Origin of the sequence: Fibrella aquatilis (assembly GCF_017353255.1) — a bacterium.
Classification (GTDB): Bacteria; Bacteroidota; Bacteroidia; order Cytophagales; family Spirosomataceae; genus Fibrella; species Fibrella aquatilis.
Genome location: NZ_JAFMYU010000013.1, coordinates 59,752 through 83,199, shown reverse-complemented (window position 1 = coordinate 83,199; position 23,448 = coordinate 59,752). Strand labels below are relative to the sequence as shown.

Here is a 23,448-nt window from a genome sequence, read left to right as displayed (position 1 = left end):
GGGGCTTTTATGTCCTTGAAGCTCGGTTATATGCTGTGTCTACGCAACTACACGTAACTATACCCATTTCACCGTCACGGCCTGCTCCAGGTCGGGGTGGAGGCTGATGGCTACGGGGCAGGTGTGGGCAATGCGTTCCAGCTTGGCTTTTTCGGCGTCGGTGAGGGGTTCGCCGGAAGTGGTTTTGGCGCGGAGCGTGAGGTCGATCTCGATTTTGGCAATGCGGCGCGGGGGTTCGCTGCTCATGATCTTGGTCACGTCGGCGCTGCTTTCGGCCAGTTCGATGCCGTCGCGGCGGGCAAAAATGGCCATTGTGGTCAGGATGCAAGTGCCCAGGGCGTTGGCTACCAGGTCGGTAGGGGAGAAGGCCTCACCCCGGCCCTGATTGTCGGTGGGGGCATCGGTATGGATGCGCGTGCCCGATTGCAGATGGAGGTCTTCCGTGCGGAGGTCGCCGAGGTAATTGATCTGGATGGTTGCCATAGTGGGAGGTTGCTTCGTGAATGGCAAAAGTAAGAGAAAACAGCTGGTCAGGCGCGTTACAAACGCGTTGTTAAAGACTTCTGGATAGAACATTCAGAAGAGCAAACATCTGCCGGAATCTGGTTAGTTTTGTCATTCCAGCGCCTTTTCGGGCCAATAATCAACTCCTTTCCGTTGCCTTAACCTAACTTTTACGCACATGGTGAACGAACCTGTTGCCCCGTCGGGCCAGCCCCTTGTCAAACAGTCCGACAACCAGTCGGCGCTCTACACGCTCATGACCGTCTGGTTCTTCTGGAGCTTCGTGGCGGCCTCGAACGGTATTCTGATTCCCCTCTTCAAAGACAAATTTCACCTCACCCAAACCCAGGCGCAGTACATCGACTTTGCGTTCTACGCGGCTTATTTCGTGGGGTCTATCCTCTACCTGCTGGTGTCGGCATCTATGAAGACCGACGTGCTCAACCGCATTGGCTACAAAAACGGTATTGTGTATGGCCTGCTGATTTCGGCGGTGGGTACGCTGTTGTTCTACCCCGCCGCGCAGCTTCAGTCCTACGCTCTGCTGCTATCGGGGCTGTTTATTGTGGGCCTCGGTTTCTCGCTGCAACAGACCGCCACTCAGCCATTTATGATTGCGCTGGGACCACCCGAAACGGGCGCGCAACGCATCAACCTGGGTGGGGCGGTCAATAATCTGGGCGGCACCATCGGTCCCGTGATCGTGTCGTTTGCCATCTTCGGGTCTATCTCGCCCGAAGCCGCCAAAACCGCCACCGTCGAGTCGGTGAAAGTGCCATACCTAATTCTGGGAGGCCTTTTTCTGGCTCTGGCTATGTTCTTTAAACTCTCAAAACTGCCCCACATCACCAACGATGAAAAGGTGGAAGTGGGCACCGGCGTGCTGAAATACCCGCAATTGGTGCTGGGCATGACCGCCATTTTCGTGTACGTGGGCGTAGAGGTAACGATTGGTTCGAACCTGGGCGAGTACCTGAAGAAAGTAGAACACCTTGAAGCCTCGCAGGTATCGAAATACGTGTCTTTGTTTTGGGGCAGCATGATGATTGGCCGCTGGACGGCTTCTATTGGCAACTTCAACCCATCGGCACAACTAAAGCGCATACTGGTATTTGTTGTACCGTTTGTAGCGTTCGCTATCGTGCTTGGTGTTAACGCCATTTATAGCGGCGACGTTACTGACCTGTTGCCTTATGTTATCTGCGTAGTCGTGATGATTGCCACCTTCCTGGCCGCCCGCGAAAAGCCCGTGACCATCCTGCTTTATTTTACGGCAGTGGGGGCCATTTTGGCGTTGATCGGCGTATTTACCACGGGTAAAGTTGCCTTGTTTTCCCTCATCAGCGGTGGGCTGTTCTGCTCTATTTTGTGGCCGAGCATCTTCTCACTGGGTACGGCTGGTTTGGGCAAATACACCAACCAGGGTGCCGCATTTCTGATTATGATGATCCTGGGTGGTGCCCTTATTCCGCTATTGCAGGGCAAAATTGCTGATCTGGTGGGCATTCAACGCTCCTATCTGGTGGCGGTGGTCTGCTTTGCTTACTTGTTCTTATTCGGCATCCTGGTTCAGCGGGTACTCCGTAAACAAGGTATTGACTTTGATCAGGCCGTTGCCAGCAAAGGAGGGCATTAAGGTGAAAGAGTGAATGGTGAAAGAGTGAAAGTTGCTTACGCCTGAGTAATCTCTCGCATAAGCAACTTTCACTCTTTCACCATTCACTCTTTCACTTAAAACATCCCCCTGTGTCTGTGCGTTTTTACTGAAAAGCAGTAACTTTCGTATTCAGAAAAAATAGCTATGCGCTCGGTTTATACACTTTTATGGGCAAGTCTCGGTAGTCTATGGCTAACGGTGGGTAGTGCTCAGGCACAGACGGCTCCACAAGCAGCCCCTACCAGGACGCGTTCATCGGTGGGCGCAGCTACTACGGGCAATGCGGCTACCCGCCGGGCTAAATCTCCTGTACCACCCAAAGCCACCGCAGAGGCCAGTGAAGATGATGAATACCAGACGGTTACCACGTTTGGTATCACCACCAATACCAACGCTGGTTTGCTGGGCGGCCTGGTGTTCCGGCAGTCGCGGCGCATGGACACCGATTTGTTTGGCAAGCCGCAATACCGCTACCTGAGCCTTGAGGTGGTCAACGTAAGAAGCCCCCGCGAGTACTCTCCCCAGAATAATTTCGGTGGCTCGTCGATCACGCCGGGCAAAGAAAATTACCTGTTCGTGGTCCGGCCCCAGTATGGCCGTGAACTGGCCCTGTTCCGGCGCAATGCCGACGAGGGTATTTCGGTCAACGCCATCTTTGCAGTAGGCCCTTCGCTGGGCATCATCAAACCCTATTACGTAGAGGTGTCATCGGGCAATACTACCCGGCAAGTACCGTATGCACAGGCCTACAGTTCGGCCGAAAACATTGTTGGGTCGGGTAGTTTCTTTAAAGGCCTGGGCGAATCGACCCTCACGGTGGGCATACATGCCAAAGCGGCCCTTAGCTTCGAGCTAAGCGCGTTCCGCAACAACACTACCGGCGTTGAAATCGGGTTTTTGGCCGAAATGTTTCCCAAAACGATCATCATCATCCCCAACCTCGACCCCACCGCCGGTGGCCGCGAAGTAGGCAATCGCAATTTCTTCACCTCCGGCTACGTGACGCTGTTCTTTGGGTCGAAGAAGTAACTTTAATGTACAATGTATAATGTACAATGAATAATGGCTCCGCGACCGGGCTTTCCTGTGCGGAGCCATTATACATTGCACATTAAAAAAGAACTTTACCCCGCTCAAACGCATTTTTGAAGAAACGAGTGGAGATACACCATGATTGACTTACCGGTAATTCCGTCCCAACAGCAACGCCAGAAACGGCCCGACTGGCTGCGGGTGAAACTGCCCATCGGCCCCGAATATGCCAGTGTGCGGAAGTTGGTGGATACCTATAAACTGCATACCATCTGCGAAAGCGGCAACTGCCCCAATATGGGCGAATGCTGGGGTGCTGGCACGGCCACGTTCATGATCCTGGGCAACGTCTGCACCCGGAGCTGTACGTTTTGCGCCGTGGCCACGGGTCGCCCCAACGAGTACGATACCGACGAACCCCGCCGCGTGGCCGAGGCTATTCTGCTCATGAAAGTGAAGCACGCTGTGATTACGTCCGTCAACCGCGACGAGCTAAAAGACCGGGGTGCCGAAATCTGGTATCAGACGGTGCGGGCGGTGAAAGAAGCTTCTCCGACTACCACCATCGAAACACTGATTCCTGACACCAAAGGGAACTGGGATGCCCTGATTCGCATGATCGAAGGCGGACAGGAGGTGGTGTCGCATAACATGGAAACCGTTGAGCGGCTGTATCGGCGCGTTCGACCGCAGGCACGGTATGAACGCAGCCTCGAGCAGATCAGGCGTACCAAAGACTACGGCCAACGCACCAAAACCGGTATTATGCTGGGCCTGGGCGAAACGCAGGACGAGGTGCTCAAAGCCATGGATGACCTGGTCGAAAATGGCTGTGATATCCTGACGTTGGGTCAGTATTTGCAACCCACCAAAATGCACCACGAGGTAATCGACTGGATCCACCCCGATACGTTTGCCATGTATAAAGAACAGGGCGAGCAGCGCGGCATCAAGTACGTTGAAGCAGGCCCGCTGGTGCGGTCTAGCTACCATGCCGAGCGTCACGTGCATGTGTAAACGTGTTGCTAACCCACTGCTAGATAATGACATAGATAGCCCGGCAGACAGCCGGGCTTCTTTTTGTGGAATAATAATATAAAGTCACTGGGTATTATAGACAATCCATATGATAGAGTTACACGTATTTAGAAGGTGTAACTAAACGGAGGTACGCTGTAATACCGCATTTTTGCCTTCCCGTTGCCCTGTCCCTTGTAGACGCGCACCGGTTTTTCGCTTGCCAATTACTCGACGACTTCATGAAACACCGATTACCCACTGGTCGCCCGGCCTCAGAACGGGCTATTTCTCGCTCTTTAGCCAACCAATCTCCCGGCAAACTCATACTCTGCTGTTGCCTGTTGCTCCTGCCGTGGTTGGGTAAGGCGCAGACAACCTATTACGTCTCAGCTACGGGTAATGATGGCAACTCGGGTCGGACGGTAGCGCAGGCGTTTCAGAGTCTGGGTAAAGTGAGTTCGCTGGCCCTGCAACCCGGTGATTCGGTGCTGTTCAAGCGGGGCGACACCTTCCGGGGTACGCTTCAGATCAGCCGGTCGGGGGCGGTGGGTCGGCCTATTGTGTTTGCAGCCTACGGGGCTGGCAACAAGCCTGTATTGAGTGGGTCAATCCCCCTGACCGGCTGGACCCGCACAAGCGCTAATGCCAACGTCTGGCAAGCCAACTGCGCTGCCTGCGGCGACCGCGTAACGGGTGTGCACCGGAGTGAAGTGGCCCTGCCGCTGGGGCGTTACCCTAATGCTGATACGCCCAACAAAGGCTACCTGACTATCTACAGCCACAACCAGAAATACCAGATTGTGAGCGTTGAGACCCTGCCAAAAGGGCTGGCCGGGGGCGAAGTAGCCATGCGACCTACGCAGTGGATCATCGACCGTGCTATCATCGACGCCCAATATGACAACGCCCTCAACCTGTTCAACAACTCTAACTACTACCCCGCCGATGGGTGGGGGTTTTTCATCCAGAACCACCCCAAAACCCTTGACCAGTCCGGCGAATGGTGCTACACGCCCTCGTCGAAAACTATCCTCCTGTTCGACTCGCTGGCCAACCCCAACAGTCAGGCCATCACAGCTACGGTCAATGAGAAAGGGGTCGATATGTACAATGCCTCCAACGTGGTGCTGCGCAATCTGCACCTGGCCGAGAGTCTGGCTACGGCCGTTGCAGTGAGTAACTCGTCCAGCTTTTCGCTCGTCGGCGTTGACATGGTCAACTCGGGCGAGGATGGACTTATCATTACCGGCTCGGGCCGCGACGTGCTGGTCGATAACTGTAAGCTGCTGAATACCAACAATAACGGTATTTACGTAGACGGTAACTATCGCGACGTTATCCTGCGCAACAATACCCTCCGGCGGGTGGGCGTGCTGCCGGGGCGGGGCAAAAGCGGCGACGGGCAGTATAACGGTATTCAGTCGGTGGCGCAAAACGTGCTGATCGAAAACAACGTGATCGACAGTGTAGGCTACAACGGCATCACGTTCTGGAACAATACCACCATTCGGCAAAATGTGATTTCCAATTACTGCATGACCAAGAGCGACGGAGGGGGACTATATGCCTTCAACGGGAATAAAGCCCAGATGGAAAATATTCACCTTCTCTCAAATATCATTTATAATGGACTGGGTGCGCCAGAAGGGTCATACCAAAAGCAGTTTTCGGGTGCTAATGGCATTTTACTCGACAATTGTGTACAACACGTTGACATCGGTGATAACACTGTTTTCCAGAATCACCAGTGGGGCATTTATCTCCATGCAACTAACAATGTTCAGGTACATGGAAACACCTCATTTAACAATGGCATGTCGCAGTTTACCATGTACCACGACGCAGGATTGTGTGTAATGCGTGGCCACGATGTGCAACACAACATTTTTGTAGGGCGCGAGGCCAGACAGATAGCGATTGAAGTAGAGTCAAACGCTGATGATTTGCAACAGTATGGCGTTTTCGACAACAATTATTATGCGTCAGTATTTATTAATCCCAATAACATACAGGCGGTAGTGAACAGCTATCAGTATGCTCGCATTACACTTGATCAGTGGCGGGCAAGATTTGGGCATGACCTACACTCGCGGGGTACGCCCATTCAATACCCCGAATACCTTCCCAGTGGCGGGGATGGTGTGCAGTATTACGGCGAAAATTTTCAGACATCTCTTGGTAACTGGTATACCTGGAGTCCCTATGGCAACGGAAAAATAAACTGGACGCCATCGAGCCCACTAGATGGTGGAAGTATGAAGATCAGTTTTTCGCCGCCATCGGGTAAAACCGACTCTTACCAAATACCCTCAGTAGAAGTAGGGTCGTTGGCGGCCAATGATAGCTTCAGTATTAAGTTCGATGCTGTTTCGCCCGATAGCGCTCAGACAGTGCAGGTGTATTTTCGACAGAAGTTTGCACCCTATCAAGATGTTAGCAACCGTGCTACGCTGACCATAGGTACTACACGCAGTCGACAATCTGCTACGCTGATTACTACTATGGCTGAAACCCAGACCATCTTGATTGTGCAGGCTGTGGAATCTAGTCACCCGATATATCTTGACAATTTGGCAGTTAATCAAGGCACTTATAAGCGCCTGCCGCCCGATGAGTACGCTAAACTGCTCTACAACCCCACCCTGCGCGATACTACGCTGACTATGGCTGGTAATTATCGCGATGTGAAAAATAATTACTACAAGCTCAATGATGTAGTAAAGCTGAAGCCTTTTACGTCGCTGGTTCTGATTAAAGACACATTACCCCCGGCTGATTTACGGCTTATTTTGAAAACAAATCGCTTGTGGGTACCCACTAATGGCGATATACTACTGACCGTGCAGGTTCAGAATCAGACGCCAGCAGTGCCACTGATCTACACCCAATGGAAGTGTAAACTTCCACCCAATCTTCAGGTGGTTGACATGCCGCCCAATGTGATGTATGCTGGTGGGGAATTATCGGCTTTCATTGCTCAAATGACTACCCCAGATTCGGCTTATACCATTCGGCTGAGGCCTACAGTAGCTGGAACATATGCTGTGGCTGCACAGCTTACGTTGGGCAACAACACAGACCCCGATAGCCGTGTTGATTCGGGAACGGGTGACGGCGAAGATGACACTGCAACTACGCTTTTCCGTGTAGGTGGCCCAGGCAGCACCGCCATATTTGTTTCGCCCAATCCTTACCAACTACCCCTGCCCGCCGTGGTGATTAATCAGCCACCGGTTGACCCCACCAAGACCGATTTGCAACTTACCCTGGCCCTGAGCAGGCGCGTGGTGGCCGCTAATGATACCTTGACGGCCAACCTGACGCTGACCAACACGGGTGGTGCGGCGGCTTCGGCCGTGGGTGTACAGGTGCAACTGCCTGCTGGGGTCACGTTCCTGAGCGGCAATGGCTGGAGCAGTAACGGTACGTTGGTGACTGCCGCTGGGTTAAGTGTGCCAGCAGGGGGCAGCGTAATACGTTCAATTAAACTTAAAACCGGTGCCGCCACCAGCAAGTCCGCTTTCGTGCTGCGCGCGCAGGTGCTGAGCAGCGACAAACCCGACAGCGACTCGACGGCTGGTAATGGGTATTTGAACGGTGAAGATGATGAAGCCCAAGCCGATTTGCGCCTTAGGTAATGCCCGTCGGACTAGAACAATGTAGGGGGTATATCCGTAGCGAATCGGGTTGGAAACAATTTGAGTAGCTACGTACTTAGTGTATTACAGAAGGCCGCCCGAAATGGTCACGGACAGTTATTGAGCCGAGTATGAAAAAATACGACTTTATCATTGCAGGAGGCGGCATGGCGGGCCTGAGTCTGGCCTACTACCTTACCCTATCGCCCCTGCGTGACCGGTCGATGCTGATTATTGACAAAGAAGTTAAAAATCAGAACGACCGGACCTGGTGCTTCTGGGAGCGTGGCGAAGGTCCGTTTGAGTCTATCATCTTCCGCAAATGGAAGACGGTCGACTTCTATGGCACGACGCTCTCCGGCCCGCTCGATATTGGCGCCTATCAATACAAGATGCTGCGGGGTATCGACTTCTACGGCCATATAAAGGCGCATTTAGCTCATTTTCCTAACATCGAATTTCGGCAGGGCACCATCAACCGATTGAAAGATACGGCCGATGGTGGTTTCCTGATTGTAGACGATGAGCCGGTTATGGCCGGTTATGTTTTCGACAGCACGTATTCGCTTAACCTCAAGAACCCAGACAACCACAACCTGTTGCAGCATTTTAAAGGCTGGGTCATCACCACCGAAAAGCCCTGTTTTGACGTGAACCATCCGCGCATTATGGATTTCCGGGTGGCGCAGGAAGGTGACTGCCGGTTCTTGTACGTCCTACCGTTTGACGAGAAAACAGCGTTGGTTGAATACACCATCTTCAACGATCATTTGCTGGAACCGGCTCAATACGAAGATTCACTCCGCACCTACATCGCCACCTACCTCGATGCTGGTAACTACACCATCAGTGAAACAGAGTTTGGTGTCATTCCGATGTCAGACGAATCCGCACCCGAAAACCCTGCCGAGCATATCGTGCGCATCGGTACGTCGGGCGGGTATACCAAGCCGTCTACGGGCTACACCTTTCAGCGCACGCAAGGCTACCTCCGCGAGCTGGTGAACCTGTTGGTCGCCACAGGCAAGCCCGAACGGCGTAAGTCGTGGTTTACCAAGCCATTCAAAGGTTGGCTGGATAGCGTGTTGCTGAACGTCCTGCAAAACAACCGCCACCCCGCCGATGATATCTTCACGCACCTCTACCAGCGCAATCCGCCCGAAGACATCCTCCGGTTTTTGGATGAAGACACCAGTTTCTGGGAAGACATCCGCATTATGAACAGCGTACCGCTCTCTCCCTTCATCGCCGGCGCCATCGACGTGTTTCGGAAGAAGATTTTCTAGTTACCCCACACTCACCAATACCTGTTGTTTGCTGTGGCTGCGCAGGCGCCGATTGGTGGCGGTGAAGTAACGGTGCTGGCTTAGGAAATTGCGTTGAATAGCTCCCCACTGCGCTGGGTCGGGTATTCGGTCAAACGCCAGCCATTCGGTCAGGAGGTGCCCACTGATTGTGCTGTAGTCTGAACGACCCAGGTAGTCGAGGTCGGCATCGCAGAGAATCTCGCCTAATTTATCGGTTGGCGACTGGGGGATTTTGGTGGCGCTGATGAGTCGGCAAATCGTGTTGATCTGAGCGGGTGAGTAGCCGAACCGGGGCAATGTGTCAGTGGCTATGCGGCAGCCTTCGGCCTCGTGCTGGTCATAAACGTTTAGAAAGCCACTGTCGTGGTAACAGGCCGCTGTTTGCAGCAATGCCAGTTGGGTTGGGTTGGTGATGCCTTCAGCCTGGGCAATACGCGCCGTCTGGGCCATCACGTCGGTGGTGTGGGCCAGGTTATGGTAGGTGAGCCGCGAGTCGAGTTCGCGGGCCAGCCGGTTCAGCATATAGTCGCAGGCGTGTTGCAGTTGCATGACAAAACAGCCAAAAATGACTTGCGTCGGGATTAGTATACCGGTTGAGGCAGCCTTTTGTTTTGTTCTGACGGAGAAGGTCACAGAACTGATACAGCTTCGGGCAGGAGATCAACAAAATACATACTCATTTCGGCCTTGTTTTTGGCGGCAATTTGGCCCCGGTAGGCGCAGGAGAACTGCGAACTGATGCGTTGGTAGGTGGCGTCCGAGATGTTGACGCGCCCTATTTCGCAGGCCGATTCGAGCCGCGAGGCCGTGTTGACGGTGTCGCCCCAGATGTCGTAGGCAAATTTGGTGGCCCCCACCACACCCGCCACCACGGGGCCAGTATGTACGCCAATGCGTACCTGGAAAGCCAGTTTGCCTTCGCGGGTGCGCTCTTCGCAGAGGTTGGCAATGAAATCCCGGATTTCCAGCGCCGCAGCCACTACTTCGGTGGCATGGTCGGCGTGGGGGTCGGGCAGGCCACCGGCGCAGAGGTAGGAGTCGCCGATGGTTTTTATTTTTTCAATACTGGGGTACTTGCTGATGATTTTGTCGAACTGCCGGAAACAGTAGTCGATCTCGCGGACCAGTTCGGTAGGGGTGAGCAGTTCGCTGATGCGGGTGAAGTCTTTGAAATCGGTGAACATGATTGTCACCTCGTCGTGGTGGCGGGTCTGGGTAATGCCGCTGATCTTGAGTTCTTCCACCAGTTCGGCCGGCAGTATATTCAGCAGTAATTCGTCCGACCGGCGGCGCGAGATATCCAACTCGTGATTCTTCCGGGCCAGGGCGCGGTTGGCGCGTTGCTTGTTGGCAATAAGCCGCCAGAGCAAGCCCGCCAGCACCAGCAGCAGACTACCCCCGGCCAGCAGTGCATTGCGTACGGTGCGTTCGTAAACGGCCTCTGCGGCCTGCAAAGCGCGTTGTTGTTCCAGTAGTTTGATTTGGTCGGCCTGAAAACGCAACTCCAGTTCTCGGCTTGTCAGCACCGAGTCGCGCTTGGTCAGCACCGAATCACGCTGGCTGATGAGTGCGTCTTTCGATCCCAGCAGTTGGCTTTGCTGGGTCAGCTGTTTGGTGCGTAAGGTTAGTTCACGGGTCTTTAGCCGGGTCTCGGAACTAAGCGCACTTACCTGCTGCTGCGACACCACCACTGCCTGTTGCTGGGCCTCTGCCGACTCTTCGGCCGCGATCTTCTGGGTTTCAAGCCGGTCCAGATCGGCCATCAGGTCTACGTCTTTCAGGTTGGCTTCGGCCAGCCGCCGAGCCTGGCGGGCTTTGCGCTTGTTGCCCAGCAGGGTATGAATTCGGGCCAGTTGCAGCGAGGCCAACCCAATGGTTCTGGGTGCGTTGTTGGCCTGACCAATGTCCAGCGAATGCTGGGCGTAGGCAATAGCGTGGGTGGGATCGGTGGTTTCGTACCCCTTCGAAATAAAGAGGAGCACTTCGGCTTTGCGCAGGCTATCGGTCTGGCGGGGTAAGGCTTTTTCCCAATAGGCCAGTGACCCGCCCGATTGCTGCGCCTGAAGGGGGAGGGCCATAAGCAGCCACAGCGCCACGCTACAGCCAAACCAGCTAACTAGATGTCGGTATAAAGAGGACAGAAACATGAGTATAATTGGTAATAGTGAATGGATAATCTGGTCATTTTTCAATAACTATAGTCAAATAAAGCGCCATAACAATCAGTTTATCAGACTATTTTCTTAGTGGTAAGTATTCCAGTAAACGTTGGTGAATACTACTTAAAGAATGGGGAACGTAACTAATGAAAATGGCTTGTTTTGCCTAACCAACGAGCCACGGTGCTAAGTGCTGAATGCGTTATCTGCGCCCCCTGATGCGTTGGATCCGCGCGGGCGGCTGAGGACAGTTTCTTTTTGATTAGTTTTGCGACTTCAACCAAGTCCTAACGGAGTCGCAATGCCTTATCTATTTACGTCCGAGTCAGTTTCTGAAGGACACCCCGACAAAGTCGCCGATCAGATCTCCGACGCCCTCATCGATAACTTCTTAGCCTTTGATCCGTCGAGTAAAGTTGCCTGCGAAACACTGGTTACCACCGGGCAGGTGGTGCTGGCGGGCGAAATAAAGACCGAGACGTACCTGGACGTGCAGAAGATCACGCGTGAGGTGATCCGCAAGATTGGCTACACCAAGAGCGAGTACATGTTCGAAGCCAATTCGTGCGGCATCTTCTCGGCGTTGCACGATCAGTCGGCGGATATCAACATGGGCGTTGACCGCGCCGCCGCTGCCGACGACTTCGAGTCGAAGGCCAACGCGCAGGGTGCCGGTGATCAGGGTATGATGTTTGGCTACGCCACCAACGAGACCGACAATTTTATGCCCCTGCCGCTGGATCTGGCCCACGCCATCCTGCGCGAGATGTCGCTCATTCGCAATACCGAACCCGGCCTCATTGGCTACCTCCGCCCCGACGCCAAGTCGCAGGTGACGATTGAGTATTCAGACGACGACCGGCCCATTCGCATCGACACCATTGTGGTATCGACCCAGCATGATGATTTTGACGCCGACGAGGTGATGCTGGCTAAGATCCGTGAAGACATCATTAACCTGGTGATCCCCCGCGTGAAGGCCAAGCTGAAACCCGAACTCCAGGGCCTTTTCAATGACGACATCACGTACTACATCAACCCCACGGGCAAGTTTGTCATTGGCGGCCCCCACGGCGACACGGGCCTCACGGGCCGCAAAATCATTGTGGATACCTACGGCGGCAAGGGTGCCCACGGTGGTGGTGCCTTTTCGGGCAAAGACCCCTCGAAAGTAGACCGGTCGGCGGCGTATGCTACCCGGCACATTGCCAAAAACATGGTGGCGGCGGGCCTCTGCGATCAGGTGCTGGTGCAGGTATCCTACGCCATTGGCGTGGCCAAACCCTGTGGCCTATACGTCAACACCTACGGTACGGCCAAAACGGACCTGCACGACGGTGCCATTGCCGAAGCCATCGGCCGCATTTTCGATATGCGTCCCTACGCCATTGAGCAACGCCTGAAACTACGCAATCCAATCTATTCAGAGACAGCTGCTTATGGCCACATGGGTCGTAAAAACGAGGTAGTAACAAAAACCTTCGGCGGCAACGGCCATACCAAAACTGTCGAGGTAGAACTGTTTACCTGGGAAAAACTCGATTTCGTAGATCAGATCAAAGCGGCGTTTGGACTTTAACAAACGGTAAGTGGTAAACGGTGAGGGGTGAGTTTGCTGACGCGTCTTTTTGCGTCAGCAAACTCACCCCTCACCGTTTACCACTTACCGTTTGTTAATACTCATCCTGCTCAACGGCTTCCTGCTCCTGTTGTTCCTGGGCCTGCATGATGGCGGGGCTGGAGAAGTCGGTGCGTTTTTCTTTGCAACGGACGAGCTTGTCTTTCATGACGTCCATCAGGTGCTCAATGGCACCTTCAAATGATTTGTTACGCTCGGTAACGAAGAGTTCTTTTCCGGGGATATTGAGCCGCACCTCGACAATTTTGTCTTTCACTTTGGCGGTTTCGGCTCCGTCGAGTCGTAGAAACACCTCCGCACTAACGATGCGGTCGTGGAAGGTGTCTAGTTTATTGAGTTTCTTCTGGATGAAATCCAGTAGCGATTGATCGGCCGTGAAGCGCACGGCGTGCATCTGTACTCTCATATGGTCCAAGCGGTTATAAAGTGAAACATATACCAATGGACTATCTAAGTTTGTGATTCTGCCTATACGAGTCAAGCCTTCCGGCGAAATGTGCAAACGTGTTTCACGCCCTTGTTAACATAAACATCACATTGCGCCTCACTGACACCCATATACGTTACTGCGTGGAACGTCTATAAAACGCAACTTCTTCTTAAAGTATAATTAGCGCAAAAAAAAAGCCCCCCACAATGGGGAGCTTCTTGTTATAAATCGGCAATGGCTTTGTGAATTTCGTCTTTGGTCTTGCCCGTTTTCTCCTGCACCCGACCCCACATTTCATCTTCTTTGCCTTCTTCGTGGGCCAGGTCGTCGTCGGTTAGGTCGCCGTATGCCTGCTTGATTTTTCCTTTCATCTGGTCCCATAGACCACTGGCGGTTGTCTCGTTCATGACGTTGAGCTATCTTTTTGAGTGATTGATGCAGACTCTTCGTGAGCCATGACAATAGAACGATGCCGGGAAAAAATTGTTTGAGAAGGAGCTAAGAGGTGAGAGCCAAGAGCCAAGAGCCAAGAGTGGCTGACGCAAGCGTACTCATGCGTCAGCCACTCTTGGCTCTTGGCTCTTGGCTCTTGGCTCTTGGCTCTTGGCTCTCACCTCTTAGCTCTCACCTCTTAGCTCTTTTCCACCCCTACTCCCAAATAATTACTTCATCATTCTCATACCAGGGTTGCAGCCGGGCATCGTAGCGGGCTTCGATAATGTTGCGTTTTATCTTCATGGTAGGTGTCATCAGGTTGTTATCTACCGTCCAGGGGTCGCGTACCACCACCACTTTGCGTACCCGTTCGTAGTTATGCAGTTTGGGGTTCAGGGCATTGATGGTGTCCTCCAGGCTCCGTTCCACGGCAATGCGCTCGGCCTGACGGCCCATCTCCGACAACACCACCAGGGCCAGCGGCTGGGGCAGGTGCTGCCCGGCCACGCATATCTGCTCAATAAACATATTGTCGGCGAAGCCGAACTCGATCTGGGCGGGGGCAATGTATTCGCCCTTGGCGGTCTTGTACATCTCTTTCACCCGGCCCGTAATGGTCAGGTAGCCATCATTGTCCAGCGTCCCTACGTCGCCGGTGGCGAGCCATCCATCCTGCAACACGCTGTCGGTAAGGACCTGCTCTTTGTAATAGCCGCGCATGAGCCAACTCGATTTAGTCAGGATCTCGCCCGTTTGTGGGTCCAGTTTCACGGCCATGCCGGGATACAGTTTGCCCACCGACCCATCACGGATGTCGGTGGTGGGCATCATGCTCACGGCCCCCAGGTTTTCGGTCATGCCATAGGCTTCCTGGATGATAATGCCCAGCCGTCGAAACCACAGAATCAGCGATTTAGGCATGGGGGCTGCCCCCGTCAGAATCAGCACGGCGTCGTTCAGGCCCAGCCCCTCGCGGATTTTCTTTTTCACAATGCCCGACAGAATCGGAATCTTCAGAAACAGGTCGAGCTTTTTCTGGGGCATTTTGGCCAGAATACCCAACTGAAACTTAGTCCAGATGCGGGGTACGGCCAGGAAGTGGGTGGGCCGGGCTACGGCCAGGTTTTTGGCAAACGTGTCCAGCGATTCGGCGAAGTAGACGGTGCCACCCGTGGCCAGGCTGGTAGCCTGCACTACGTTGCGTTCGGCCACGTGGCAGAGCGGTAGGTAGGAAAAGAAGCGGGCGTTGGGCGTGTTGTGCTTCATAATCACCGACGTGTGACTAACCGCCTCAGCAACAGCTCGGTAGTCGATCATTACGCCTTTGGGGTTGCCAGTGGTACCCGAGGTGTAGATGATGGTGTAGAGGTCGTCGGGCTTAGGGAGGTACACCTGCTGAAGTGGCTCATTGGTGGCCATGATCTGGTCCCAAGGTACCAGGCCGACATCGTGGAGGTCGGCGTAGTCGGGAAAGCCGATCATCGTGGTGCCTTCGGGCACGCCCGGTTTCATGCCCGTCCAGTCGTCGAGCTTGCCCACAAAAAGGGCCTGACAGCCGCTGTGGTCCAGTACTTGCCGAATCTGGCTGGCGTTGAGCGTGGCATAGAATGGTACCGACACGTGGCCGCTGAAGAAAATAGCCAGATCGGCAATGAGCCAGTGCGCACAGTTTTTCGACACCAGACCGATGTTGCTGCCGTGGGGTAGACCCAGCGATTGCAGGTAGGTGGCCATGCGGCGGGCTTGCTGCCCCACTTCGGCCCAGGTGTAGTCGATGAAGTCGTCGCCGATGGGTTGGCGCAGGTACGTTTTCCGGGGCTGCTCGGCTTCCCATTTCAGAAAGAAATCGGTCAGCGTAGCAGGTGCGTGCTGAGCAGTAGTCGATGTAGTCGGGGTCATGATTTGGTGGCTCATTAGGCTTTGGAGTACAATTTAATACGGAAATAACCATAGACCCATGAAGGCGAACAAAAATGTACTTACAGGGTTTAGCTGTGACGTTAGCCGGCGCGGTCTGCCGATAACGGTTTACTCAACGAACACAAATTACCATGGCAACAGCAACCGAAAAGAAAGCAGACGGCACCCCCGACAAGCGCACGACAGGTGCCAAATCAACCACGGCCAAGAAGCAGAAGAGCGACACGAAGAAAACGGCGGAGAAGAAACCTGCTGCCAGGAAAACGGCGGAAAAGGAGCCTGCCGCTAAAAAAACGTCGGCAAAAAAAGACGATAACTACACCGATCCTGAGCTGCGCGAGAAATTGAAGAACGAGATCAAGGAAGGCGAAAAGGGCGGCAAAGCAGGTCAATGGAGTGCCCGCAAGGCGCAACTGCTCACCCATGAGTACGAGAAAGCGGGCGGGGGCTACAAAGAAGACAAGAAAACCGAGTCACAGGAGCACCTTTCTAAATGGACCGACGAAGACTGGAAAACAGCCGACGGAAAGCCCGCCGACCGCAAGGGGGGCACCACACGCTACCTGCCCAAAGAGGCCTGGGACAAGCTGTCGGACAAGGAGAAAAAAGAGACGAACGTCAAGAAAGTGGCTGGTTCAAAAGCTGGTAAGCAAACTGTTGCCAACACCGACAAAGCGAAGAAAGCCCGAAAAGCGGCTGAGAAATAAGCAGGTCACCGGTGCTGTCGGGTTTCCCAGCCTGACAGCACTGGTTGGCAGTTGCGTGTTTTAGTAAATCCCCTGCTTTTTCAGCTTCCATAGCCAGACTAAACGCTACCGGAAGACGATGAAACATGCTTTTCTGTGCTTTGTGAGCCTCCTTTTTGTTTTCACCGCCCAGGCCCAACGCCCGGCAGGGTTCGACGGGCTGGACATGAACCTCGGCAATCTTTCGCGGGTGTCAGATGCCAAAACCCGGTCTATCAGTCCGGAGAACTTTACGGGTGGCAAAGGCCAGGGTGGTATGGCCGACCCGGTGTTGCAGAAGGGGCAGCGCAACGTGGCCAATGCTGCCAACGAAGCCCGTGACCTGGGGCGGGGCTGGAAAATAAACCCCTTCATCATTGTGGATAAGGGCGAGACCCTCACCATTGCCGAGATGGATGGACCGGGGGCTATTCAACAAATCTGGATGACTCCCACCGGCAACTGGCGTTACTCGATTCTGCGCTTTTATTGGGATGATGAAAAAGAGCCATCTATTGAAGTGCCCGTGGGTGATTTCTTCGGCATGGGCTGGGGCGAATATGCCCACCTGAACTCGTTGCCCGTGACGGTGAACCCTGGCAGCGCGTTTAACTGCTACTGGAAAATGCCGTTTCGTAAGCACTGCAAAGTCACGCTGGAAAACCTCAACCGCGACGAGCAGATGAGGCTCTACTACCAGATCAACTACACGCTGACGCCGGTAGGGGAATACGAGGCCTATTTCCACGCGCAATTTCGCCGGTCGAATCCCACCAAAGGATCGCTGCATACCATTCTGGATGGCGTTCAGGGTAAAGGGCAGTATGTGGGCACCTACATGGCCATCGGGGTAAACAACAACGGCTGGTGGGGTGAGGGTGAGATTAAATTCTTCCTCGACGGCGACACCACTTTCCCCACCATTGCGGGCACGGGTACGGAAGACTATTTCTGCGGCTCGTACAACTTTGACCGGGGTGGGCAGTACACGCCCTTTTCAACACCCTATGCCGGGCTGCATCAGGTCATTAAACCCGATGGGACGTATAAATCGCAGCAGGCATTCGGCATGTACCGCTGGCACATTATGGACCCCGTTCGGTTTGACAAGGATCTGAAAATTACTATCCAGGACCTGGGCTGGCGTAGCGGCGGGCGGTACTACCCGCAGCAGTCTGACATTGCTACGGTGGCCTACTGGTATCAGCGCGAACCCCACGCCCGTTTCCCCAAACTGCCTACCAAAGACGAACTGGAAGTACCCCGCTGAAAAATCAAGGCCGACTAAGTTGTTTATCTAGCAAGGTTGATACATTTGGGTCAACGCAACTGTTCGTTACCATGTTATATCGATTGCTTTTTGTGGGCTTGTTCCTGCTCCCTTCATTACTGGAGGCGCAACAACTGAAGCTGGTGAAAAAGCGCTCTAAATACCTGCTGGAGCAATTTGAGGTGCTAGCCGACAATGACACAATACGAGAAGGAAGGTATAAGAAGCTATTTTTGACAAACAGACAGGTGCTGGAAGAAGGCCACTATGAAGAAAACCAGCGCGTGGGCGTTTGGACATTCTATGGGGCCAACAACGTGCCGGAACTGCAATACAATTATTCGACAAAAAAGGTCATCTCCACCACCCGGTTTCAGCATGTTGCTACCTTGGCTCAGATTCCACAGGCCGATACGCTGGCTCAGGTATATATAGACAATGCACCCGTGTATCTGGCTAGCTCAGAGCAGATATGGTGTATTTTGTTGCGGGAAATCCATTTCCCGGCCCGCCTGTATAAAGCGGGACTTAGAGAATTGAGTTTTAAGATTACAGCTACTGTTTCTGAAGCAGGGCCTTTCTATCGAGTTACCGTATCTCACCCCTCTGCCGAGTTCACCGCTAGTTGTAACAAAGCCATGAGGCTGGCCTTCAGTGGTGTCAAATGGGTATCGGCAGCTTATCAGCAGAGGCCAGTTACAGCTATGTATCAATTTGAAAAATTCACACTTATGGCACCTTCCATGAAAATATATGATAACGACCCTCCTCCTGGACCTCCCTGGTCGAAAGACCCCCTAGACACTCAATAACCCAAACTACTCAACTATGAACCGCTTACTTTTTCTACTACTGCTTTTACTGCCAATATTGTCTGACGCTCAGACGCTGAAGACGGTGAAAAAGCGCTCTAAATACCTGCTGGAGCAATTTGAGGTGCTGGCCGACAATGACACCATGCGGACAGGATCGTACAAAAAGATGTTCATCGACACTAAAAAGTTGCTGGAAGAAGGCCGCTACGAGGCTAATCGGCGGGTGGGCATCTGGACGTTTTATAGCCAGGGCACTCCTGAACTGGTCTATGACTACACGGCCCGCAACGTGATTGACAATAAGCGGACGCAGACGGTAGCCTCATTAGCACAAATTCAACAGGGCGATACAGTGGCTCAGGTTTACCTCGACGCGTCGCCGGTATATCTGGCCAGTTCTGAGCAGATTTATGCTATTATGGCTCGTGAGGTGCGCTTCCCCGCCCATCTACAGCGGCAGGGTTTACGCGAACTGTCATTTAAAGTTATAGCCTCGGTATCACTAATGGGTACTTTCTACCGCATTTTGGCGTCAAATCCAGATACTGAATTTAAAAAATCAGCAAGAGATGCCATGAACATGGCCATTAAAGGAATAGATTGGCTGCCAGTAATTTATCAGGATAAACCCGTTGCCGCCACGTACCTGTTCAGCGAAATAGTAGTGACCGCCATCCCCGTTGAGCGGAGAACAGAGGTGATAACCACAGAGATGGTTGGCCGACCTCATTAACCCATTTTCCTATGACCGCCCCGCCCCCCTGGACCCTGCACGGCGATGGTCTGGTGCTGATAGCCCACTTCCCCGAAGCCTTTGTGCGCGAACACGGTTTTCTGGCCGATTTTCAGCAGAGGGGCTACCGGGGCTGGGTGGGCACGGTCATGCTGGTCGACTATAAAACGTCGAACGTGGGGCCGTATCGGGAGTTGCTGTTTATTCCGGGGCTGTTTTCTATTAGGGGCAGAACCACATTTTCGATCTCGAAAATATACGTCTCTACCCAGGTCAGCGTGGATAACGGCATCGAAAACTGGGGTATCCCGAAAGAGCAGGCTGATTTCGATATCATACACGAACCCGACGGCTCCACAACCTACATGGTAAGCCAGGGGGGCACCCCTTTTTTTTCGGTTCGGGTCAAAACGGGTGGGCTATCGTTTCCGGTGAGTACCAAACTGCTACCTGGTTTTCAGGTCACGCAACAACGCCGCAACGAAACGCTGCTCACGGCCCCCACCGCCACCGGCAAAGGTCAGTTTGCCTCCCTCTACGATCTCCAGATCGACCCTGCTTTCTTCCCCGACATCGCCCAAGGCACCCGCCTCGCCACCATCGCCGTGCGCGATTTCACGATGGTGTTCCCGAATGGTGAAAGAGTGAAGGAGTGAGAGAACAAACCCATGCGCCAGTCGGCGTGCCGGACTACACTCTTTCACCATTCACTCTTTCACTACATCCGCTGCATTAACCGCACGACCATCTCATTTTTCCACGACACGAAATCACCAGCGGCGATGTGCTGGCGGGCCTGGCGTACGAGCCAGAGGTAGAACGTGAGGTTGTGAAGGGAGGCAATTTGGCCGGCCAGGAGTTCTTCGGCTTTGAAGAGGTGGCGCAAATAGGCCTTGCTGTAGAACGTGCTGGCGTAGCCGCCAAGCTCCGCGTCGATGGGGCTGAAATCGCGGCTCCACTTCTCGTTGCGCATGTTCATGATGCCCTGTGTGGTAAACAGCAGACCGTGGCGGGCGTTGCGGGTGGGCATCACGCAGTCGAACATATCTACGCCCAACGCAATGGCTTCCAGGATGTTAGCGGGAGTGCCCACGCCCATGAGGTAGCGCGGTTTGCCTTTCGGCAGAATCTCGTTGACAATGTCGATGGTCTTGTACATGTCCTCGGCGGGTTCGCCCACGGCCAGGCCACCAATAGCGTTGCCCGTCCGCTCCTTACTCGCAATCACCTCTGCCGACTGCCGCCGCAGGTCGGGGTAGGTGCTGCCCTGCACAATGGGAAACAGGTATTGGGTGTAGCCATAGTGGCCTTCGGTCTGGTCGAAGCGCGTGATGCACCGGTCGAGCCAACGGTGGGTCATTTCCATCGACGCGCGGGCATAGGCGTAGTCGCAGGGGTAGGGGGTACACTCGTCGAAAGCCATGATGATGTCGGCCCCGATGGTGCGCTGAATATCCATCACCCCCTCTGGCGAAAACGTGTGCTTTGACCCGTCGATGTGCGATTTAAACGTCACGCCCTCCTCCTTGATCTTGCGCGTGTTCGACAGTGAATAGACCTGATACCCCCCCGAATCGGTCAGGATGGGCCGTTTCCAGCCGTTGAAGCCATGTAGTCCACCCGCCTGCCGCATCACGTCGAGGCCGGGGCGGAGGTAGAGGTGATAGGTGTTGCCAAGAATAATGTCGGCGTTGATGTCGGTTTCCAGCTCGCGCTGATGCACCGCTTTCACCGTTCCCGCCGTGCCGACGGGCATAAATATGGGCGTCCGAATGTCGCCGTGATCCGTAGTCAGCACCCCCGTCCGGGCCTGCGACTGCGGGTCGTTTTGTTCAATGGTGAATGTCATATCTCCCCTCAAAGGTACGATGCCGCCGTTTGTGTCTATCTTTGCGGGCAGATACATCGGCTTACATATTCGATAAAACTGCTACCGTTCTGGTGATTCTCTTTCTCTTGGCAAGCTGGCTGTTGGTGCTGGTGGTTCAGCTTTTTTGCCTTCTCTTTCTGTTTTCGCGGTTGGCGTTTCGCCCTGTTTCGGCTCCCAAAGGTGCCACGGTGGCCCCGGTCATGGGCGTTACGGTGGTGGTGTGTGCCCATAACGAACACGACAACCTGCTGGAACTGCTCCCCCTACTGACGGCCCAAAACTACCCCCTCTACGAAGTGCTGGTGATGGACGACCGCTCGACCGACCTCTCCGACGTGCTGCTGGAGGAGATGGTGCACCTGCTGCCCAACCTTCGCTATATTCGTATCGACGTGGAGGCCGACCACGTGACGCCCAAAAAATACGCCCTGACCATTGCCCTCAAAAAGGCGATGTACCCCACCGTACTGCTCACCGACGCCGACTGCCGCCCCGCCTCCGACGCCTGGCTGACGGGCATGGTAGAGCCGCTGCAACAGCCCGGCACCGAGATTGTGCTGGGGGTGTCGCCCTACGAGCGGAAACCGGGTTTTCTGAATTTCCTGATCCGGTCCGAAACGCTCTTTACCGCCGTGCAATACCTGTCGCTGGCCCTGGCCAAACGGCCCTACATGGGCGTGGGACGTAACCTGCTCTACCGCCGCGAGGTGTTTTTCCGCCACAAAGGGTTCTATAGCCACATGCGCGTCTGGGGCGGCGACGACGACCTATTCGTCAACGAAGCGGCCACTCCCCACAACGTAGCCGTGGCCCTGCATGCCGACACCTTCACGACCTCGGCCCCGAAAGAAACCTGGGCCGACTGGCAACGGCAGAAACAGCGCCACCTGGCCGTGGGCAAGCGCTACAAAACCGGCGACAAAGTCCGGCTGGGCATCATCACCGCCTCGCACGTGCTGACCTGGGTGCTGGGCCTTGGCGTGGGCCTGTATGTGCTTTGGCTGGCCATGTCGGGACAAAAAACGGCGCTGCTAAACCCATTGTTGCTTGGGGCTACAGGCCTGTTTGTGCTCCGTTTTGGCTTATTTTGGGGCATCGTTGGCCGCATCAGCAACAAGTTAGGCAAGCAGATCGCCCCCTTCGCCATCCCCCTCACCGACCTCATATTAGCCATCTATTACTGCTTCTCCACTCTCCGCGTAGCGCTGACATGGCGTAGGAAGCAGGGGGGATGGTAGGAAGAAATGTAAAATGAACGAACTCCTCACCTACTTCCCCGACCTCACCGACGCGCAGCGGGCGCAGTTTGCGGCGCTGGACGGGCTTTACCGTGACTGGAATGCCAAGATCAACGTGATCTCGCGGCAGGACATCGACGCGCTCTATGAAAAGCACGTACTGCATTCGTTGGGTATTGCCAAAGTGATTCAGTTTACCCCCGGCACCGAGATTCTGGACGTGGGCACGGGTGGCGGTTTTCCGGGCATTCCGCTGGCCATACTGTTTCCGATGGTGAAGTTTCACCTGGTCGATAGCATTGGCAAGAAGATCAAGGTGGTGCAGGAAGTGACCACCGCGCTGGGGCTGCAAAATGTGCGGGCCGAGCAGGCGCGGGTAGAGCAGATCAAGGGTACCTACGACTTTGTGGTGAGCCGGGCCGTGACGCGGTTGCAGCCGTTTATGGGCTGGGTGCGCTACAAGATCACCAAACGCGGTAACAACGACCTCCACAACGGTGTTTTATACCTCAAAGGCGGCGACGTCACCGAGGAACTCGCCGAGATCCCCGAAAAACACCGCCTCTACAACCTCTCAGACTATTTCGAGGGCGAATTCTTTGAAACCAAAAAAGTAGTGTACGTTAAAAAATAGGTTTAAGGTTTAATGTCTAAAGTCCAAAGTTGCTTCGCGCCCGGCTCCTGCGAGTGCGAGGCAACCTTGGACTTCAGACATTAGACATTGAACTCTCCCTCCCATGAACGAGAAATTCACCAGCAGCAGTTTTAAAGATCCGATCCGGCAGGACGTGATCGAGTTCAACGACAAGGGCGTCACCTTCCGGGCTAAGAAGCTCATTGGCGGCACTGACAACTTCGTCTTTTACTCCGACATATCGGGCGTAGAGATCGACAACGGTCTGTTTTTCGCCACGATCCGGATCATCCCCCGCGCCCGTCCCGAAATCGTGATCAATAATTTCACCAAGGGCGACGCCCGCCGCGTGAAGGAGATCATTCTTCAGAACGTACCCAACAACCGCCCTGACGCTTTCGGGCGCTAACGGTCAGACGGAC

General features: G+C 54.2%; 21 protein-coding genes. 14 read left to right on the top strand and 7 right to left on the bottom strand.

Translation table 11 applies throughout. The features are described 5' to 3' along the window. Nucleotides 1-57 precede the first annotated feature (57 nt). Nucleotides 58-483 carry an OsmC family protein gene (locus J2I48_RS16310; RefSeq protein ID WP_207336539.1) on the bottom strand — a complete coding sequence of 142 codons (426 nt, stop codon included), beginning with the start codon at nucleotides 481-483 and terminating at the stop codon, nucleotides 58-60. Between the two features lie 199 nt (nucleotides 484-682). Between J2I48_RS16310 and J2I48_RS16305 the strand changes: the two genes are divergently transcribed. From J2I48_RS16305 to J2I48_RS16285, 5 genes are all read left to right on the top strand, one after another. Continuing rightward, complete coding sequence (locus tag J2I48_RS16305) at nucleotides 683-2,140, top strand: sugar MFS transporter (protein ID WP_207336538.1); 1,458 nt, start codon at nucleotides 683-685, stop codon at nucleotides 2,138-2,140. A 165-nt stretch (nucleotides 2,141-2,305) separates the two neighbouring features. Next, nucleotides 2,306-3,190 (top strand): hypothetical protein, encoded by an 885-nt coding sequence (locus J2I48_RS16300; protein WP_207336537.1) that lies wholly within the window; start codon nucleotides 2,306-2,308, stop codon nucleotides 3,188-3,190. A 141-nt stretch (nucleotides 3,191-3,331) separates the two neighbouring features. After that, the gene (lipA, locus tag J2I48_RS16295; RefSeq protein WP_207336536.1) at nucleotides 3,332-4,210 is read left to right on the top strand and encodes a lipoyl synthase; all 879 of its coding nucleotides are present in this window, start codon (nucleotides 3,332-3,334) and stop codon (nucleotides 4,208-4,210) included. Nucleotides 4,211-4,452: 242 nt separating this feature from the next. After that, a complete protein-coding gene (locus J2I48_RS16290; RefSeq protein ID WP_207336535.1) occupies nucleotides 4,453-7,851 on the top strand; it encodes a right-handed parallel beta-helix repeat-containing protein in 3,399 nt (1,132 codons plus the stop codon). A gap of 131 nt (nucleotides 7,852-7,982) precedes the next feature. Next, a complete protein-coding gene (locus tag J2I48_RS16285; RefSeq protein ID WP_207336534.1) occupies nucleotides 7,983-9,137 on the top strand; it encodes a lycopene cyclase family protein in 1,155 nt (384 codons plus the stop codon). Here the strand turns inward: J2I48_RS16285 and J2I48_RS16280 are convergent, their stop codons facing one another. Together J2I48_RS16280 and J2I48_RS16275 are read right to left on the bottom strand one after the other, a co-directional pair. After that, the gene (locus J2I48_RS16280) at nucleotides 9,138-9,707 is read right to left on the bottom strand and encodes an HD domain-containing protein (protein ID WP_207336533.1); all 570 of its coding nucleotides are present in this window, start codon (nucleotides 9,705-9,707) and stop codon (nucleotides 9,138-9,140) included. 80 nt (nucleotides 9,708-9,787) lie between these two features. Next, a complete protein-coding gene (locus J2I48_RS16275; RefSeq protein ID WP_207336532.1) occupies nucleotides 9,788-11,305 on the bottom strand; it encodes an adenylate/guanylate cyclase domain-containing protein in 1,518 nt (505 codons plus the stop codon). 313 nt (nucleotides 11,306-11,618) lie between these two features. On the opposite strand from J2I48_RS16275, the gene metK reads away from it, so the two are divergent. Beyond that, a complete protein-coding gene (gene metK, locus J2I48_RS16270; RefSeq protein WP_207336531.1) occupies nucleotides 11,619-12,896 on the top strand; it encodes a methionine adenosyltransferase in 1,278 nt (425 codons plus the stop codon). Nucleotides 12,897-12,990: 94 nt separating this feature from the next. On the opposite strand, the gene J2I48_RS16265 is transcribed toward metK, so the two are convergent. From J2I48_RS16265 to J2I48_RS16255, 3 genes are all read right to left on the bottom strand, one after another. Then, nucleotides 12,991-13,362, bottom strand: coding sequence for an HPF/RaiA family ribosome-associated protein (locus tag J2I48_RS16265; RefSeq protein ID WP_207336530.1), 372 nt, complete (start codon nucleotides 13,360-13,362; stop codon nucleotides 12,991-12,993). Between the two features lie 245 nt (nucleotides 13,363-13,607). Then, complete coding sequence (locus J2I48_RS16260; RefSeq protein WP_207336529.1) at nucleotides 13,608-13,793, bottom strand: CsbD family protein; 186 nt, start codon at nucleotides 13,791-13,793, stop codon at nucleotides 13,608-13,610. Between the two features lie 241 nt (nucleotides 13,794-14,034). After that, nucleotides 14,035-15,720: an AMP-binding protein gene (locus tag J2I48_RS16255; RefSeq protein ID WP_207336528.1), complete on the bottom strand. Its 1,686-nt coding sequence runs from the start codon at nucleotides 15,718-15,720 to the stop codon at nucleotides 14,035-14,037. 152 nt (nucleotides 15,721-15,872) lie between these two features. Here J2I48_RS16255 and J2I48_RS16250 point away from each other — a divergent pair, with 152 nt between their 5' ends. From J2I48_RS16250 to J2I48_RS16230, 5 genes are all read left to right on the top strand, one after another. Then, the gene (locus J2I48_RS16250; protein ID WP_229376372.1) at nucleotides 15,873-16,448 is read left to right on the top strand and encodes a hypothetical protein; all 576 of its coding nucleotides are present in this window, start codon (nucleotides 15,873-15,875) and stop codon (nucleotides 16,446-16,448) included. A gap of 118 nt (nucleotides 16,449-16,566) precedes the next feature. After that, nucleotides 16,567-17,736 (top strand): glycoside hydrolase family 172 protein, encoded by a 1,170-nt coding sequence (locus J2I48_RS16245; RefSeq protein ID WP_207336527.1) that lies wholly within the window; start codon nucleotides 16,567-16,569, stop codon nucleotides 17,734-17,736. 71 nt (nucleotides 17,737-17,807) lie between these two features. Continuing rightward, nucleotides 17,808-18,548 (top strand): toxin-antitoxin system YwqK family antitoxin, encoded by a 741-nt coding sequence (locus J2I48_RS16240; RefSeq protein WP_207336526.1) that lies wholly within the window; start codon nucleotides 17,808-17,810, stop codon nucleotides 18,546-18,548. A gap of 16 nt (nucleotides 18,549-18,564) precedes the next feature. Further along, a complete protein-coding gene (locus tag J2I48_RS16235; protein WP_207336525.1) occupies nucleotides 18,565-19,284 on the top strand; it encodes a hypothetical protein in 720 nt (239 codons plus the stop codon). Between the two features lie 11 nt (nucleotides 19,285-19,295). Continuing rightward, entirely contained in the window at nucleotides 19,296-19,940 is a 645-nt protein-coding gene (locus J2I48_RS16230) for an acetoacetate decarboxylase family protein (protein ID WP_207336524.1), read from the top strand. A gap of 62 nt (nucleotides 19,941-20,002) precedes the next feature. Here J2I48_RS16230 and tgt read toward each other — a convergent pair whose 3' ends face one another. Next, the gene (gene tgt, locus J2I48_RS16225; protein WP_207336523.1) at nucleotides 20,003-21,133 is read right to left on the bottom strand and encodes a tRNA guanosine(34) transglycosylase Tgt; all 1,131 of its coding nucleotides are present in this window, start codon (nucleotides 21,131-21,133) and stop codon (nucleotides 20,003-20,005) included. A 92-nt stretch (nucleotides 21,134-21,225) separates the two neighbouring features. On the opposite strand from tgt, the gene J2I48_RS16220 reads away from it, so the two are divergent. From J2I48_RS16220 to J2I48_RS16210, 3 genes are all read left to right on the top strand, one after another. Further along, a complete protein-coding gene (locus J2I48_RS16220; RefSeq protein WP_310587282.1) occupies nucleotides 21,226-22,392 on the top strand; it encodes a glycosyltransferase in 1,167 nt (388 codons plus the stop codon). A gap of 13 nt (nucleotides 22,393-22,405) precedes the next feature. Beyond that, complete coding sequence (rsmG, locus tag J2I48_RS16215; protein ID WP_207336521.1) at nucleotides 22,406-23,026, top strand: 16S rRNA (guanine(527)-N(7))-methyltransferase RsmG; 621 nt, start codon at nucleotides 22,406-22,408, stop codon at nucleotides 23,024-23,026. A gap of 103 nt (nucleotides 23,027-23,129) precedes the next feature. Continuing rightward, nucleotides 23,130-23,435, top strand: coding sequence for a PH domain-containing protein (locus tag J2I48_RS16210; protein ID WP_207336520.1), 306 nt, complete (start codon nucleotides 23,130-23,132; stop codon nucleotides 23,433-23,435). Nucleotides 23,436-23,448: the final 13 nt, after the last annotated feature.

What these genes read in the sequence shown, in the direction of transcription:
- J2I48_RS16230 (WP_207336524.1), top strand. Translation starts at nt 19,296, where the DNA reads ATGACCGCCCCGCCCCCCTGGACCCTGCACGGCGATGGTCTGGTGCTG.
- J2I48_RS16260 (WP_207336529.1), bottom strand. Translation starts at nt 13,793, where the DNA reads ATGAACGAGACAACCGCCAGTGGTCTATGGGACCAGATGAAAGGAAAA.
- J2I48_RS16235 (WP_207336525.1), top strand. Translation starts at nt 18,565, where the DNA reads ATGAACCGCTTACTTTTTCTACTACTGCTTTTACTGCCAATATTGTCT.
- J2I48_RS16275 (WP_207336532.1), bottom strand. Translation starts at nt 11,305, where the DNA reads ATGTTTCTGTCCTCTTTATACCGACATCTAGTTAGCTGGTTTGGCTGT.
- J2I48_RS16255 (WP_207336528.1), bottom strand. Translation starts at nt 15,720, where the DNA reads ATGACCCCGACTACATCGACTACTGCTCAGCACGCACCTGCTACGCTG.
- lipA (WP_207336536.1), top strand. Translation starts at nt 3,332, where the DNA reads ATGATTGACTTACCGGTAATTCCGTCCCAACAGCAACGCCAGAAACGG.
- J2I48_RS16305 (WP_207336538.1), top strand. Translation starts at nt 683, where the DNA reads ATGGTGAACGAACCTGTTGCCCCGTCGGGCCAGCCCCTTGTCAAACAG.
- rsmG (WP_207336521.1), top strand. Translation starts at nt 22,406, where the DNA reads ATGAACGAACTCCTCACCTACTTCCCCGACCTCACCGACGCGCAGCGG.
- J2I48_RS16250 (WP_229376372.1), top strand. Translation starts at nt 15,873, where the DNA reads ATGGCAACAGCAACCGAAAAGAAAGCAGACGGCACCCCCGACAAGCGC.
- tgt (WP_207336523.1), bottom strand. Translation starts at nt 21,133, where the DNA reads ATGACATTCACCATTGAACAAAACGACCCGCAGTCGCAGGCCCGGACG.
- J2I48_RS16240 (WP_207336526.1), top strand. Translation starts at nt 17,808, where the DNA reads ATGTTATATCGATTGCTTTTTGTGGGCTTGTTCCTGCTCCCTTCATTA.
- J2I48_RS16310 (WP_207336539.1), bottom strand. Translation starts at nt 483, where the DNA reads ATGGCAACCATCCAGATCAATTACCTCGGCGACCTCCGCACGGAAGAC.
- J2I48_RS16245 (WP_207336527.1), top strand. Translation starts at nt 16,567, where the DNA reads ATGAAACATGCTTTTCTGTGCTTTGTGAGCCTCCTTTTTGTTTTCACC.
- J2I48_RS16210 (WP_207336520.1), top strand. Translation starts at nt 23,130, where the DNA reads ATGAACGAGAAATTCACCAGCAGCAGTTTTAAAGATCCGATCCGGCAG.
- J2I48_RS16280 (WP_207336533.1), bottom strand. Translation starts at nt 9,707, where the DNA reads ATGCAACTGCAACACGCCTGCGACTATATGCTGAACCGGCTGGCCCGC.
- J2I48_RS16290 (WP_207336535.1), top strand. Translation starts at nt 4,453, where the DNA reads ATGAAACACCGATTACCCACTGGTCGCCCGGCCTCAGAACGGGCTATT.
- J2I48_RS16300 (WP_207336537.1), top strand. Translation starts at nt 2,306, where the DNA reads ATGCGCTCGGTTTATACACTTTTATGGGCAAGTCTCGGTAGTCTATGG.
- J2I48_RS16285 (WP_207336534.1), top strand. Translation starts at nt 7,983, where the DNA reads ATGAAAAAATACGACTTTATCATTGCAGGAGGCGGCATGGCGGGCCTG.
- J2I48_RS16265 (WP_207336530.1), bottom strand. Translation starts at nt 13,362, where the DNA reads ATGAGAGTACAGATGCACGCCGTGCGCTTCACGGCCGATCAATCGCTA.
- metK (WP_207336531.1), top strand. Translation starts at nt 11,619, where the DNA reads ATGCCTTATCTATTTACGTCCGAGTCAGTTTCTGAAGGACACCCCGAC.